Source organism: Janthinobacterium salmonicoloratum (genome assembly GCF_051380845.1).
Taxonomy (GTDB): Bacteria; Pseudomonadota; Gammaproteobacteria; order Burkholderiales; family Burkholderiaceae_D; genus Janthinobacterium; species Janthinobacterium lividum_F.
Genome location: NZ_JBNYXV010000009.1, coordinates 162,090 through 177,330 on the forward strand (window position 1 = coordinate 162,090; position 15,241 = coordinate 177,330).

General features: G+C 63.6%; 10 protein-coding genes. 3 read left to right on the forward strand and 7 right to left on the reverse strand.

Annotated elements, in window-relative coordinates:
* Positions 1-45 precede the first annotated feature (45 nt).
* The 5 genes from ACQ4WY_RS26930 to ACQ4WY_RS26950 all read right to left on the reverse strand — a co-directional run bounded on the left by ACQ4WY_RS26930 (position 46) and on the right by ACQ4WY_RS26950 (position 5,028).
* Positions 46-1,509 carry a response regulator gene (locus tag ACQ4WY_RS26930; RefSeq protein WP_436506720.1) on the reverse strand — a complete coding sequence of 488 codons (1,464 nt, stop codon included), beginning with the start codon at positions 1,507-1,509 and terminating at the stop codon, positions 46-48.
* On the reverse strand, positions 1,506-1,868 hold the full coding sequence (locus ACQ4WY_RS26935) for an Hpt domain-containing protein (RefSeq protein ID WP_436506721.1): 363 nt from the start codon (positions 1,866-1,868) through the stop codon (positions 1,506-1,508). Before ACQ4WY_RS26935 ends, ACQ4WY_RS26930 begins: the two co-directional genes overlap by 4 nt.
* A 34-nt stretch (positions 1,869-1,902) precedes the next feature.
* Positions 1,903-2,529 (reverse strand): response regulator, encoded by a 627-nt coding sequence (locus ACQ4WY_RS26940; RefSeq protein ID WP_436506722.1) that lies wholly within the window; start codon positions 2,527-2,529, stop codon positions 1,903-1,905.
* Between the two features lie 143 nt (positions 2,530-2,672).
* Positions 2,673-3,311: a hypothetical protein gene (locus tag ACQ4WY_RS26945; protein WP_353657429.1), complete on the reverse strand. Its 639-nt coding sequence runs from the start codon at positions 3,309-3,311 to the stop codon at positions 2,673-2,675.
* 49 nt (positions 3,312-3,360) lie between these two features.
* On the reverse strand, positions 3,361-5,028 hold the full coding sequence (locus tag ACQ4WY_RS26950) for a methyl-accepting chemotaxis protein (RefSeq protein WP_436506723.1): 1,668 nt from the start codon (positions 5,026-5,028) through the stop codon (positions 3,361-3,363).
* A gap of 330 nt (positions 5,029-5,358) precedes the next feature.
* On the opposite strand from ACQ4WY_RS26950, the gene ACQ4WY_RS26955 reads away from it, so the two are divergent.
* Positions 5,359-7,809, forward strand: a complete 2,451-nt coding sequence (locus tag ACQ4WY_RS26955) for a membrane-bound PQQ-dependent dehydrogenase, glucose/quinate/shikimate family (RefSeq protein WP_436506724.1) — start codon at positions 5,359-5,361, stop codon at positions 7,807-7,809.
* A gap of 101 nt (positions 7,810-7,910) precedes the next feature.
* On the opposite strand, the gene ACQ4WY_RS26960 is transcribed toward ACQ4WY_RS26955, so the two are convergent.
* A complete protein-coding gene (locus ACQ4WY_RS26960) occupies positions 7,911-8,747 on the reverse strand; it encodes a hypothetical protein (protein WP_436506725.1) in 837 nt (278 codons plus the stop codon).
* Positions 8,748-8,856: 109 nt separating this feature from the next.
* The gene (locus tag ACQ4WY_RS26965; protein ID WP_436506726.1) at positions 8,857-12,330 is read right to left on the reverse strand and encodes a DUF748 domain-containing protein; all 3,474 of its coding nucleotides are present in this window, start codon (positions 12,328-12,330) and stop codon (positions 8,857-8,859) included.
* A 246-nt stretch (positions 12,331-12,576) separates the two neighbouring features.
* On the opposite strand from ACQ4WY_RS26965, the gene ACQ4WY_RS26970 reads away from it, so the two are divergent.
* Both ACQ4WY_RS26970 and ACQ4WY_RS26975 read left to right on the forward strand, forming a co-directional pair.
* A complete protein-coding gene (locus ACQ4WY_RS26970; RefSeq protein WP_436506727.1) occupies positions 12,577-14,721 on the forward strand; it encodes a TonB-dependent siderophore receptor in 2,145 nt (714 codons plus the stop codon).
* A 55-nt stretch (positions 14,722-14,776) separates the two neighbouring features.
* The gene (locus tag ACQ4WY_RS26975; protein ID WP_436506728.1) at positions 14,777-15,172 is read left to right on the forward strand and encodes a DUF2946 domain-containing protein; all 396 of its coding nucleotides are present in this window, start codon (positions 14,777-14,779) and stop codon (positions 15,170-15,172) included.
* The last annotated feature ends 69 nt before the right edge of the window (positions 15,173-15,241 follow it).

The following is a 15,241-nucleotide window of genomic DNA, read 5'->3' on the forward strand; positions in this document are numbered from 1 at the left end:
GCATTTGATAGTGTGGTCAATTTGCCGCCAGGCGGCAGCCGCAGGCTAGCGCGCCAGCCAGCGTTCCACCATCGCGCGCAACTGGGCGGCCGTAAAGGGCTTGGACAGATAATCGTCCATGCCGGCCGCCACGCAGCGCTGCCGGTCGTCCCCGGTGACGCCGGCCGTGAGGGCGATGACGGGCAGGCGCGGTGCGCCGCTGGCCGCTTCGCGGGCGCGCAGGGCCTGGCACGCCTGGTAGCCGTCCATGACTGGCATCATGCAATCCATCAGGACCAGGTCGTACTGCTGCGCGGCCAGGGCTTGCAGGCCCAGCGCGCCGTTCTCGGCCGTATCGATGCAGTAGCCGCGGCCACCCAACTGCAGGCACACCAGCTGGCGGTTCAGCGCCGTATCCTCGACCAGCAGGATGCGTGCGCCCGGCGCCGATTCGGATGGCGGTGCTATCTCTGGCGCCGGCGGCTTGGCGGCATGCGCCGCTTCCGCGCGCGTTTGCAGTGCCAGTGCCATGGCCGCGCCGCGCTCCTGGCGCCGCAGCAGGGCCAGGATCAGCGCGATGGCCCCGGCCAGCACGAGCAGGCTGACCACGGCCGCGCCGCCCATGGTGCGCAACATGCGCCGCCAGCCTGCCAGATAGACTTCGTCGGTCACGGTCACGTTGATGGCAAGCGGATAGTCGCGCACCAGCCGTATGCCGGCCAGGCGGTCGGCCGCGCGCGGCGAGTCCACCTGCAGCACGCCATCGGTCTTGCCCTGTTCCAGCAGGCGGTAGGTGCTGCCCGTCAGGTCGCGCTGGCCCATCAAGGCGGGCACGGCTGGCCAGCGGGCCAGCAGTGTGTAGTCGCTGCGGTACAGGGACAAAGCCGTGTGTTCGCCGATGCTGGCGCTCTGGAAGAATTTGCTGAAGAAGTCGCACGACAGGCCGACCAGCACCACGCCCAGGAAGCGGCCGTCCGGCCCGCTGATGCGCCGGCTGATATAGAAGCTCCAGCCGCCATTGCCCTTGTTTTGCACGGGCGCGCTGACATGCATGCCACCGTCCGGGTGGCGCCGGTGATACTCGAAGTAATCGCGCTCGTCGAGGCGGATGGGCGCCGCGGGAAAGGCGCGGCTGAAGGCCAGCACGGCCGCATCGCTGCCGACGATGGATACCACATTCACTTGCGGCACGCCTTCGATCTTTTGCAGCAGCCTCTGCTGCATGGCCGGGGTGCCGACGGCAGCGGTTAGCGCGGCCGCGTCCGCGGGGGCGGCGGCCTCGATGTCGTTGCCGACGCTGTCGAGCACCAGGCGGGCCACCGTCATGCTCTGCGCCGTGTTTTCCGCCAGCAGCAGCGACAGCCTGGACAGGTCCTGTTTCCAGTCATCGACGGCTTCGCGGTGCAGCAGCACGCCGGAGGCGACGATGCTCAGCGCCAGCAGGCCCACCAGCACCAGGCCCACGACGGCCGCGGTGGTGCGCGGCCGATAGCGGTGCACCAGGCGCAGGACGGCCTGGCGCGCGTTCATGCCTGTGCGCCCGTGTAGTCAAGCAGGCTGCGGCGTACCTCTTGCTCCACTTCGCCGACCAGCGCTGCCGTTTCCGCCAGCCAGCCCGATGCCGCCACGCCCTGGTGGCGCACCAGTTGCTCGAGTTCCGCCAGGTGCGCCACCAGGGCGCTGGCGCCCAGCAGGGCCACGCTGCCGCGCAAGGTGTGGCAGCTATGCACGATGGCTTGCGCCGCGCCGCCGCGCACGGCTTGCTCGACGCGCGCAAACATGGCCGGCGACGTGTCCAGGTAGGTCTGCGACAGGGCGCGGAACATCTCCAGGTCGTGGCCGGTGGCCTGGAACAGCACGGCAGGATCGATGCGGCGATAGGCTTGCATGGCGGCTCCGTGGAGAAGGGAAAGCGTTGGCGGACTAGGCGGCCAGGCTGTTGCGCCGCGCATGGCCGGCGCAGCAGGCGCGCAGATAGCCGCGCAGCTCGTCGTAATTGACGGGCTTGGCAAAGAACACCACGCCGGGCGGCACGCCGCCGCGTTCTTCCAGTTCCTCCGGCGTCAGGCTCGACAGCATGGCGATGTGCATGTCCGCCAGCAGCGGGTCGGCCAGGATGGTGCGGATCACCTCGTAGCCGTCGATGCCTTCCATGATGATGTCGGCCAGCAAAATGTCGGGCTGGTCGCGGGCGATTTCCATCAGCGCCTGGTAGCCGTTTTCGCAAAAGCGCAAAGTTGCCTGCAAGCCCCATGAGCCGATCTGCTTTTCATACAGCGCGCGTTCGATCGGATTGTCTTCGATGACCAGGATGGAGGCCGGGCGGCCCGATGGGGCGGCGCGGTGGGCCCGCGCCGCGCGCTGGTCCTGGCCTGGCTGGCCGGGATTGCCCTTGTAGGCCTCGACGGCCGCGAGGGGAATGCGCCGGTGGCCGCCCTTGGTCTTCCAGGCTTCGATCACGCCTGCCTCGACCAGTTGCTGCACCGATGTGACCGAGATGCCGAGGATTTCGGCGGCCTTTTGAGTAGTGCAAACGTCTGCAGTGTGCATGATGGGTTTTATGGTCGCGGATGAAGTTGAAGGGAATGATACGCAATCGCGCTCAAAAAATCAATTTCAACGAATTAGATGAATTCACTAAAAAACCCCGGTTTTTTCAGGGCCGGGCAGGTGCGCTATGTCGAGGTGGGCGCTCATGGCCGGCTCCCTACGCCGCTGCAATCATCCGCCTGCGCCACGCCTGCCGTTTGCAGGGTAGTGACGGCTAGCGACAGGGCATCGAGCGTCATCAGCAGTTCCGCATGCAGGTGGCGCAACGCGCCGATATCGTTGGAAAAACCCGCATGCACGGCCTGGCGCGCCAGCGCCTGCAAGGGGAGCAGTCCCATGGACTGGCTACCGTCGAGAATTTCCTGCGCCAGCACGCGTGCCGGAGCGGCCCGCTCGCAGCGCAGCGCATGGGCGATGCCGGCCAGGCGTTCGCGCGTCTCGGCCACGAAGAGGGCCAGAATCTCGCCCTGCAGGCGCCGGTCGTGGCCGAACATGGTGTCCAGGCGGGCCGCTTCGAATGGCAGCGTGTCCTGCGCTGCGGGCGCTGGTGGTGCGCTGTCGGCCACCTTGGCCGGCTGGGCCGCTTTGCGCGTTTGCAGCAACTGATGCAGATCGGGCGGTGTGGCATTGGTGGCCGGCGTGTGATCGGCATGGCGCCAGCGGGTGCGGCGCCACAGCAGGGCGGCCAGCAGCAGCAACAGGCCCGCCAGGGCGAGTGCCGGGCGCATCAGCGAGAGGTCTTCGCAGCGCAGGAAGGGGTGACTGGCGAGGAAGGCGTTCATGGCAGTGCTCCAGTGTGGTCTAGGCTAGTGATCCTGCGTGATGGCGGGCTTAAAATACTTCCCAGTCGTCGGTGTCGGCGGCGCGCGTGGCGACCAGCTTGAGCCGTGCCGCCTTGTGCTGTGCGGGCCGCCGGGCGCCAGGCGGTGCTTGAGGCGGCGCTGTCCGCAGTGGCGCGCCGAGCTGTTCTTGCGCCAGCTTGAAGGCGCCCACCACGCCGGCCAGGATGCCCGCCTGCTCCTGCAGCGATTGCGATGCCGCCGCCGCTTCTTCGACCAGGGCCGCATTCTGCTGGGTGACTTCATCCATCTGCGTGATGGCGCGGTTGATTTCCTCGATGCCCGTGCTTTGCTCCACGCTGGCGGCCGAGATTTCGTTGACGATGTCGGTGACGCTGCGTACCGTGTCGACCACTTCCGTCATGGCCGCGCCAGCCTGCCGGACCAGCTTGCCGCCTTGCGCCACCTGTTGCACGGAGTCGCTGATGAGCACCTTGATTTCCTTGGCGGCGGCCGCCGAACGGTGCGCCAGGTTGCGCACTTCGGTGGCGACGACGGCAAAGCCGCGCCCCTGTTCCCCGGCGCGCGCCGCTTCCACGGCCGCATTCAGGGCCAGGATATTTGTCTGGAAGGCGATGCCGTCGATGACGCCGATGATGTCGGCGATCTTGTTGGACGAGCTGTCGATCGCTTCCATGGTGCGTATCACGTCGCCCATCACCTGGCCGCCCCGCTGTGCCTTGTCCGAGGCGCTGACGGCCATTTTCTGGGCCTGGCGGGCGTTGTCCGAGTTTTGCCGCACGGTGGCCGTCAACTCTTCCATGGCCGAGGCGGTTTCTTCCAGCGAGCCGGCCTGCTGTTCCGTGCGCGCCGACAGGTCCAGATTGCCCGCCGCGATCTCGCTCGAAGCCGTGCTGATGGTCTCCGTGCCGGCGCGCACGTCGGCCACGATGCGCACCAGGCTTTCGCTCATGTCCGCCAGGGCTGTCATCAGCTGGCCCACCTCGTCGTTCGACGTGGCGTGGACTTGCACGCTGAGGTCGCCCCCCGCGATAGTGCGGGCCACGCCGATGGCGCGGGCCAGCGAGGCGGCGATGCGCCGCGCCAGCAGCAGGCCCATGCCGGCCACCAGCGCCGTCACGGCCAGGGCCAGACCGCTGGAAACCCAGCGTGCGTTGGCAGCGACTGCTGCGGCGTCGGCGGCGCCCCTGGCGGCCAGGCTTTCGTTGTAGTGGTGGTGGGCGTCAAAGGCGTCGACCAGTTCCTTGATGATGGGCTGGTTCTGCATCAGCAAGTCGCGCGCCGCATCGAGTTCTCCCGCCTTCGACAGGGCCAGTACCTTGTCGCGCACGCCATCGTAGCGCTGCAGGACGGCGCGGTCCGCGGCCAGCAGGGCTTTGTCTTGCTCGTCGGAAAGGCTCTCTTTCTCATATTTGTCGAGCGCCTGGCCGACTGCCGCGCGCGCCTCTTTGATGCCACTCTCCAGGGCGTCGCGCCTGGCGGCATCCTTGCTGGCCATGTGCTGCCAGACGGCCGTGCGCATCTGCGCAAAGGGCACGAAAGCCTGGTTCAAGGTCAGCAGGCTGGGAACCGTGTTGACCGTGGCGTAGCTGGCTGCCGTGTACACGCGGTCCATTTCATAGATGCTGAAGCCTGCCAGAGCGGCCAGTCCCAGGACGACGGCAAGGATCAATGCGTACAGGCGTTTAGCGATGGTCATGATGGGCGCCGCTCCATGAAATGGATGGAAAATCGGGAAAACCGGTGTGCCAGTGTGCGTGATTTTCATTTTACGATAAAAATTTGTTTTATTCGATATATTTGTTTGTTATTTATTTTATTTAATTTTTTAATCGAAATCGCCTGAGAGATGGGAGCGCACTGGCAGTGCGACGGGAGGGAAGGGCCTGTGGCGAAAAGCAACACCACGCAAATATTCCTTCTCGCGTGTGCCACGCTTTGCCAATTAGTGAAAAAATGAAACTTCTTGATCGCCATCAAATACGGTGCGCAGGCGCGTGCCGCCGACTGACTCTTGTAAAGGAGCATCATGACTGCCTCTGCCCGGCCTGGACCCTTGCTTGTCATCACTGCAGTCATCTTCATCTTGCTGGGCCTGGCGCTCCTTGGGGGCGGCGCCTGGCTCGTCAGCCTCGGCGGTTCCTGGTATTACGTCGTGGCTGGCATCGGCATGCTCATCGCGGGCGCGCTCGTGTGGAAGGGGCGGCGCAGCGCCCAGCCTTTCCTTGCGCTGCTGCTGTTCGCCACCCTGATCTGGTCCGTGATCGAAGTGAAGTTCGACTGGTGGCAATTGCTGCCGCGCCTCGATATCTGGTTTGCCGCCGCCGTCTGGCTGCTGCTGCCGTTCGTCGACCGCCGCCTCGACCCGCCATTGACGGCCGGGGCGAAACCGCGCGACGCCGGCAAGAGCGCCCTGGCCGCCGCCGTGGTGCTGACGGCCGCCGTGGGGGTGTTCTCGCTGTTCCAGGACTACTACACCTTGCACGGCGAAGTGCCGGCCGAAAACATGGCGGCCGGGCCGCAAGGCGATTTCGCGCCGGGCGTGGCGCCCAACGACTGGGCCGCGTATGGTCGCTCCGGCTATGGCGACCGCTATGCGCCGGCCGCGCAGATCACGCCGGCCAACGCTGCGCAGCTGAAACAGGCGTGGGTCTACAATACGGGCGACTTCAAGGGGCCGAACGACCCAGGCGAGATCGCCAACGAAGTCACGCCCCTGAAAGTGAACGGCATGCTGTACCTGTGCACGCCGCATAACATCGTCATCGCGCTGGACCCGGACACGGGCAAGGAGCTGTGGCGCCACGATCCGAAGATCAACCGCGACGCGTCCAGCTACCAGCACATGATCTGCCGTGGCGTGGCCTACTGGGATGTGAACGCCGGCCGCGCCAAGGGCGACCCGGCACCCGAGGCGGCCGGCATGGAGTGCCCGCGCCGCATCTTCGCGCCTACCATGGATGCCACCCTGATCGCCGTGAATGCCGATACGGGCGAAGCCTGCAAGAGCTTTGGCGAAAATGGCGTGATCGGCCTGTACCACGGCATGGGCATGAAGAAGCGGGGCTTTTTGATGCCCACGTCGCCGCCGGCCGTGGCGCAAAACGTGGTGGTGATGGCCGCCAGCGTGACCGACAACTTTTCCACCGAAGAGCCGTCGGGTGTGATCCGAGGCTACGATCCCGTCACCGGCAAGCTGATGTGGAACTGGGATGCCTCGAACCCGGACGACACGGCGCCGATTGCCGAGGGAAAAACCTACACCAACAATTCGCCCAATTCCTGGGGCGTGTCCAGCGTCGATGAAAAGCTGGGCATGGTGTACATCCCGATGGGCAATGAAACGCCTGACACCTGGGGCGGCAACCGCAATCCCCATGGCGAGAAATACAATAGCGCCATCGTCGCGCTGGACCTGGCGACGGGCAAGGTGCGTTGGGTCTACCAGACCGTGCACCACGATATCTGGGACATGGATATCGGCGGCCAGCCCACCCTGGTTGACATCGACACGCCGAAAGGCAAGGTCCCGTCCGTGGTCGCCACGACCAAGCGGGGTGACATCTATGTGATTGACCGCCGCGATGGCAGCCTGGTCGTGCCGGCGCCGGAAAAACCTGTGCCGACCGCCAACGCCGCCCCTGGCGACCGTTTGTCGCCCACGCAGCCGTTCTCGGCCCTCACTTTCCTGCCCGAGAAACACATCAGCGAAACGGATATGTGGGGCACGACGCCGTTCGACCAGCTGGCGTGCCGCATCATCTTCCGCCAGCACCGCTACGAAGGGCCGTTCACGCCGCAAACCGTGGCCGAAGGCAAGATCAAGGGCGCCATCATCTCGCCGGGCCCGCTGGGCATCTTCGAGTGGGGTGGGGCGGCTGTCGATCCGGTGCGTCAGTTGCTGCTGGTTAATCCCGACTACATGGGCTTTCTGGAACGCCTGGTGCCGCGCGCGCAAGCGAACGCGAAGGGCGGTACGGGCACGGAAATGGGCTTGCAGCCACAGACGGGCGTGCCGTTTGCCGTGGAAATCAAGCCCTTCCTGTCGCCGCTGGGCTTCCCATGCCAGGCGCCGCCCTGGGGCTACATCGCCGCGGTTGACTTGCGCACGATGAAGAAAGTGTGGATGCGCAAGAACGGCACCACGCGCGACAGTGCTCCCGTGCCCATCGCCTTGCCGCTGGGCGTGCCCAGCCTGGGCGGCATCAGCACCACGGGCGGCGGCGTGGCCTTCCTCAGCAGCACGCTCGACTACTACATCCGCGGCTACGACGTGCGCAACGGCAAAACCGTGTGGAAAGCCCGCCTGCCGGCCGGTGGCCAGGCTACGCCGATGAGCTATGTCTCCGACAAGACGGGCAAGCAATACGTGGTGGTGATGGCTGGCGGCCACGGTTCGCTGGGTACGAAGATGGGGGATAGTCTGGTGGCGTTTGCCTTGCCGGATGAGGCGGTGAAGGCGGCGGGTAAAGGGAAATAAGCAAGACCGGGGCGGCACCGTGTTTGACGGTGCCGCACATTTTATTGTTTTTCTAAAGTTAGCTTGTGTCGAAGTTGAATGAGATTTGAACTCTTTTCCTGCTAGTTTTGAAGTACCTTGTAAGTATCGTCAAAGCGTCCCAATATTTCACCCGACTTTACATCCACGAGCCACATTTGCCGTACGTGTACGAAAAGATAGTCATATTGACCTTTGAAAGCCGTCGGATCCGACAGCGACGGAGAATCTTCTCGGCTGTACTCTACAAAGTAAGGTGACTTGAGATCAGCAATAAAGACGACGCCGATATTGCGGACGAGTTTCCGGGCGCGTTCGGAAGAGATATCCGTCAGTGTTAATTTGATTTTGCGAGGATAATTCGCAGCCGTGGCTGGTATAGAAGCAATTAAATTATCAATTGCCAGTCCACGACCGTAGGCCACGCGTTTTGTGACCTTGATTGTGGCACCCCAGGCAGTCTTTGCAATGTAGCTACCCGTATCCCTGGCATTAGGCACTCCAATGGTCCATGGGGAAAGAGGGCGTCCATTGATAGGGTCTGAAAAAATATTTGTGGGTCCAGCCTCACATGAAAAAGTGATTTCACGAGCATCAGCGTTGTACTTGTTATCGCAAAACGGCGAAATATTCTCGGTTTTATATTTGATGGCGATCGTTGCATCAAGTGGCAGGTTCCCGGGCAGTCTAAATGCCGCAAGCCTGGACTGAAATTGCTCGGTTGTTTCAAAATCGTCTTTATTTAGCTTCAGTTTTTTGATTGACTCGATCAAGACGTCGAGACTATGCGTTTCACTAATGACGCTTTCTCGCCGTTCGATATCGAATGGCCCGGGGGCGGTTTTTGGCGCGGCGCATGCAGAGTTCACACTGCAACCGCTCACCACGAATGCGATTATTAAGGAAGAAATTTTTGGCATGAATTTATTATTGAATTTCGTACGTTGTCGTGGAGGTACGGTAATCGCGGCTGAATTAATCAAATACCGTTAGCACTCCACTGGCCGCGAGAAGGTCGCAGCCATTCCCTTATTGCGCCGCCAAGCCCAGCTTCAGCCCCACCAGCTTGCCCGGCGCAGCCTCCGTTTTTTCCGGCGCGCCTGCGCTGACCCTCGCCGCTGGCGTGCCGTCCTGCTGCAGGGCCGCCACGATGGCCGCGCTGCGCTGGGTGCCCAGCTTGCTCAAGGCGTCGGCAGGCAGTGGCTGTTTGGCTTCCAGCTGCTCGCGCAAGCCGTTATAGAAGGCGCCCGTATCGGCCACTTGCGGCTCTCCTTCGATCAGCTTGCCCAGGCGTTGGAAGACGGGGATTTTTGCCGCCGCCGGAGCGGAGGCGGCCGCTGCCGCGGGACTGGCCGACTCCGCCGCCTTCTTCTGCTTGTCCAGCTCGGCCTTGCCGAAGCGTTCGCCGTACAGCTCGCGCAGGGCGCCTCGTATCTTGCGTTCGCCCAGGTTCAACGGTCCCGGTTCTTCTCCCGCTTCCAGCTTGATGCCAGCCTTGGCGGCGACGGCGCGGCGCACGGCCTGGGCGCGCAGGGCGGCCGCATCCGTGTCGCTGTACTGGCCCGGTACGGCCAGTTTCAGCTGTTCGCGCTTGGCCAGGATTTGCGCTACTTGCTTGAGCTTTTCCCGTTCAGGCGGCAGCAGCACAGCGCTGCCCGCATCGAAGTCGATGGATTCGAGCTTGTCGGCGCTGATGCCCAGCAAGTTGCCCAGCGCGCGGAACGGCGCCGTGACGATTTTCGTCAGCACATTGCCCACGGCTTTCCAGATCAGGGCGCCATAGCTGAATTGCGGATCGTTCATGTCGCCCGACACGGGCAAGCCGAGGTCGATGCGCCCGTCGCTATCCTTGAGGATGGCCAGCGCCAGTTCCAGCGGCAGTTTCAGGGCGTCCGGACTATCGATGCGCTCGCCCAGGGTCAGCTTGTCGAGCACGATCTGGTTGGTGCCGTCGAGCTGGCGGTTGCGCACCTTGTATTGCAAGTCCAGCGAAATCTTGCCTTCGGCCACTTTGTAGCCGGCGAACTTCATCGTGTACGGCGAGGCGGAGACCATGTCGACGTTCTTGAAGACCACGTTCAAGTCCGTGTTGTCGGTCGGTGCGAACGGGTTCAGCTGGCCACGCACCCGGGCCAGGCCGAATTCGTCGATGCGGCCATCGAGTTCGATCTGGCTGCGCGCATCGCGCTTGGTCGACAGGCCCGTGACGACGCCGTTGAGTTCATAAATCTTGGCGGCGAACTGGGGCCGCAAGCTGAGGTCGGCAAAGTCCAGCTTGGCGTTTTGCAGGCGCACGCGGCGCACGCGCACGGGGAAGGCGGCGTCGGCGGCCGGCGCGCTGGCAGTTGCTGGCTTCGCTGTAGCAGTTTGTGCGGCCGCTGGCTCCGGCGCCTTGACCAGCAAGCGCTGCGCGTTCAGGCTGCGGTCGTTTTCGATGATCAGCTGGGCATTCGGCTCCACCACGCGCAGTTCCGGGATGTCGACAAAATCGGGGCCTACGCTGGCGGTCAGCTTGTCGGCGCGCACGCTTTTCCACGAGGCGAAGCGCTTGCCATCCGTTTCATTGAGTACGAGGCCGGCGATATCCACGCCGCCCTCATAGCGTACTTTTGGTGCTTTCGGCGCGCCGCCGCCCGTCGTCAGGCGGCCGCTGCCGGAGAGCGATCCGCTTGCCAGTTTCAGTTTCAGATGCTGCGCCAGCAAGGGTTGCACGGGCGCCAGGGTCAGCTGTTTCAAATTCAATTGCGCATCGACGGCGCCCGTGCCTGGCACGAACTTGCCATTGGCCGTGAGCAGGCCGCCTTCGCGCAAGCCCACGCCCAGCTCGAACGGCAGCGCCTGCTTCATATCGTTGCTGACGTTGTGCAGGGACAATCTAGCATCCTGCAAGTTGCCCTTGATGCCAGTGCCCGCATCGTCGAAACGGGCGCCGAACTTGCTCAGTTCCACCTTGTCTACCGTGGTAGACCACGGCGCTGACGGTGCATCCTTGGCCGTGTCGGCCTTGCTGGAGGCAAACACGGGCAGCTTTTGCGCAATCGCAAATTCCCCCTGGCGGTTGCGCGCCAGGTCGATCTGCGCGCCGCTGGCCGTCACGGCGCCCAGGTGCACGGTATGCGCCGCCAGGTCGATCTTGCCGTCTGTAAATCCCAATTGGTCCAGCTTGAACGGGGTTTGCGCGCCCCGTTGCATGGCCAGGTCGGCCAGCGCAAAACTGGCGCCGTCGAGAATGATGCTGGTTCCCGCCTGCTCCTGCTGCAAGGCCAGTTGCAGATTCAGCTGCAGCTGTCTGGCGCTCAACTGCAAAGCAGGCGAGACGGTTTCATCGATGGCGGACACGTCCACATTGGCCAAGGCCAGCTGTTTCACGTCCACCTTCCACTTGCCAGGCTTGGCTGGTGCAGCCGGCGCGGCGGCTGGCGATGCTGCAGGTGCGGGATTGCCCGGCAGCGTCAGGTTCGCCACGTCGATCTCGCCCTTGCTGTCGCGCCGCACGGCCACCTTGCCGCCGTACAGATTGACTTTATCCACCGTGACGCTCTGGCGCGCCAGGTCCAGGTTCACGCCGGCGATGCCCAGGGTGTTCAACGATGTAAATGCTTCTCCTTTTCCGTCGCGCACCAGCGCCAGGTCGCGCAAGGCCAGGCCGGCGCCTTTGACCGTCGCTTCCAGCTTGCCGTCCGCATAGGAAAAGGCGTAGGGCAGGCGCGCCGACAGCTTGCCGCTCGTCACCGTGGCGCGCGTATAGGCTTTCAAATACGCGGCCAGACCGGGCAGGGAAGCGTCGTTCAGTATCAGTTCGCCTTCGCCACGAATCGGGCTGAGCGAGGCCGTACCGCGCCAGTGCAGCTTGCCGCCGCGCGCCGCGTCGGCGCTGAGGCTATAGCTGCCGTTGGCGTCGGGCAGGGTGGAGATATTGTCAAGCGTAAAGTTGATCGGCGTGAAGTTGTCTGCATAACCCGCCTTCTGGTCTTGCCAATCCACTTTGCCTTGTTCCAGCGCAAAGTGGGCGATGACGAGGCGCGGCATGCCGCCGTCGCTCTTTTCCGGATGATTGCGTTGCCAGGTGGCCAGCACTTCGGCCAGGTTGAACTTGCCGTCCGGCGTGATGGTCAAATGCGTCTGTGGCGCCGTGATGCGGATTTCCGCCAGGCTCCAGGCGCGGCGCACGATGGATTTCCATTCCAATTGCACGGCCAGGGCGCCGATCGACAGCAGCGGCGCACCGCTCTTGCCATCTGCGCTGGGCGCTTCCTTGAAAGCGATCTGGTCCGCTTCCAGGCGCAGGGTAAACGGGTTGAAGCGCACGTCGGCGATGCTGGCCTGGCGCGACAATTCCTTTTCAGCAAATTTGGGTAGCTGATTTTTGATGACGTAGGGCACCAGCCAGAAGCCGGCCGCGCTGTAGGCGGCCAGGGCGCAGCCTGTGCCAACGGCCCAGCGCTGCCAGCGTTTCCAGCGAAATGTTTTCGTCTGCACGCTTTTTTTGTCGATTGTGTTCACGAAACTGACCTTTTAGTATCTTGTTGGGCGGCACATCCTGCGCGCCGTGACTGTCAGTATGCCTCTTTGCGGCCTCGTCTGCAAAATCCAAACGTGTTCAAGTGATAACAGGCGCTGCGGTGACCTTGTTTCTTCTGTAAAACTCACAAAAACTCACTCTTACTTGATAATGATTCTCATTATCGGTATCATGGCCGCAACCGTAAGTTCCCATTTGTACCTCTTTTTCATTGAAAGCCCGATGTCATGCCTGTCGTCTCTCCCCGCACCCGCTTACTTCCAGTCGCCGCAGCCCTGTCGCTGGCCTTCGCTTCCCACGCCGCGCTGGCGGCCAATGGGGCCAGCGGCCAGGACGACCTGACGGCTGGTGATGCGAAAGTCATGCAAGCCGTGCAGGTGACGGGCACGCGCGCGCAAGGGCTGGTGCCCGTCACTACGGAGGCGGGCAGCTTTCGTGGCGCCAACATCATGGACGTGCCCTCGACCGTCAACGTGATCACGCGTGAATTGCTGGAGCAGCAAGCCGTGTCCGGCCTGTACGACGCCGTGCGCAATACGGCGGGCGTGACGCGCCAGCAAAACGGCGGCGAAACGTGGGATCAATTGGTGATACGCGGCATCGCCGTGGAAAACCGCACGAATTACCGTCTCAATGGCTCCATGCCCATCATGAACTTCTCGCAAGTGCCCATGGAAAACAAGGAGCGGGTGGAAGTGCTGAAGGGCGCGTCGGCCCTGTACTACGGTTTTACCTCGCCGGCCGGCGTCGTCAACTTCGTCACCAAGCGGGCCGGCAGCAAGCCCGTCACCAGCGTGGGCTTGAGCCTCGACGATCGCGGCAGTGCCGTGGCGAACGTCGATGTGGGCCGCCGTTTTGGCGCGCAGCAGGAATTCGGCGTGCGCGTGAACGCGGCCGGCGGCACCCTGGGTTCCTACCTGGACAATGTCGGCAATGGCAACCGCAGTTCCCTGTCCACGGCGCTCGACTGGCGAGTGACAAACCGATTGTTGCTGAAGGCGGACCTGGAATACGACCGCCGCAAGGTGACGGAGCAGGCGGGCGTGGCCTTGCCGGCCGCCGTGAAAGGCGTGATCAGCTTGCCGCGCGCCGTCGATCCGCGCAAGCTGATCGGCCCCGACTGGTCGGCGTTCGAAGCGCAGACGAAAAACGCGCAATTGCGCGCCGACTACGCCATCACGGATGGCTGGGCTTTGACAGTGGAAGCGGGCCACTCGGAAACGGCGCGCGACCGCCGCCTGGCAATCTTCCGCCTGAACAACGCGGCCGCGCTGGCCACGGGCGCGGGCCGCATCACGGGCAATATCCAGCACAGCGTGACGGCGTCGGACTTGCTGCGCGCGGAACTGGCCGGCAATTTCACTACGGGTTTCATCGCCCATGAACTGACCCTGGGCGCTTCGCGCACGGACAAGTCGCAAGATCCTATTTATCAGAGCAACTATACGATTGCGTCGCAAAACCTGTATAACCCTGTGCCCGTGACGAATGTCGTGTTCAGCCCCAAGCCGACTTCGCCCACGACGGCCGCGCTGGACACGCGCGACACGGGCCTGTATGCGCTTGACCGCATGGTCTTCAGCCCGCAATGGCAAAGCGTCATCGGCGTGCGCCGCAGCAGCTACCAGAGCGACCAGGGCATCAGCCACTACGACGTCAGCAAGACCACGCCGATGGCGTCATTGATCTACAAGGCCACGCCCGAGCTGTCGTTTTACGCATCCACGGCGCGGGGTCTGGAAGAGGGTGAAACGGGCCCGACAGGCACGGCCAACCAGGGCGTCAAGATGGCGCCTGGCGTGAGCAAACAGAAAGAGCTGGGCGCGCGCTGGCTGACGCCGAACGGCACCTTGCTGTCGGCCGCGCTGTTCGACATCACGCGCCCTGGCTACTACACCAACACCAGCAATGTGTTCACGTCGGATGGCGAACAGCGCTACCGCGGCCTGGAACTGTCGACCCAGGGCAAGCTGACGCGCCAGCTGTCGTGGCAGACGTCTGCCCAGTTCCTCGACCCCAAGTTTGCGCACATCAACGCCGACTACAACGGCAAGGCGCCGGAAAATGCCTCCAAACGCACGGCCAGCGCCTTCCTCGCCTATGCGTTTGACTCCGTGCCGGGCCTGTCCGTCAACGGCGGCGCGTACTACTACAGCGCCCGCCCTGTCAACGACCTGAACCAGGCCTTCCTCGGTGGCGTGAGCCTGTTCAGTGCGGGCGCCCGCTATGCGAGCCGCGTGATGGACAAGGCCGTCGTGTGGCAGCTGAACGTGGAAAACGCGGCAGACAAGCGCTATTGGGCTGGCGCCGGCACGCGCCTGGCGTCCGGTGCGCCGCGCGCCGTCAAGCTGTCGATGAAGGTGGATTTGTAAGGAAGGTTTGACCTGCGCCCTGTGCGCAGGGTGCTTGCCCTGATACAATGTTGCCATGTTCATCAGCAAAGGCAAGGCCAGCATCGTCCTGTGGATCGCGTGTATCGCCATCTTCCTGGCCACGCTCGCCCCTACGGTGTCGCGCGCGCTGACGGTCGCCAGCGGCATGGCCGTGCCCAGCCTGGAAATCTGCTCGGTGGCGGGCGGCATGACCATGCTGCCCGCAACACTCTCCACGGACGCGCCCGATACCTCTAAGGGCAGCATGCGCATGGGCGATTGCCCGTGCTGCAGCATGCATGCGGCCACCCTGGATATTCCCCCAACGGCCCTCGTGCTCGCTTCCGGAGAAATCCTCACGAGCTTGCTGCCCCTGCTGTTCTACCAATCCGCCACGCCTCTGTTCGCCTGGACACCCGTCCAGCCTCGTGGCCCGCCTGCCGCTTTTTGATCTGTCCCTTTCCCTGAACTGCCTTGCGCCGCGCGTGTCGTGCGCTTGCGTCTGTTCGTCTTACCTATA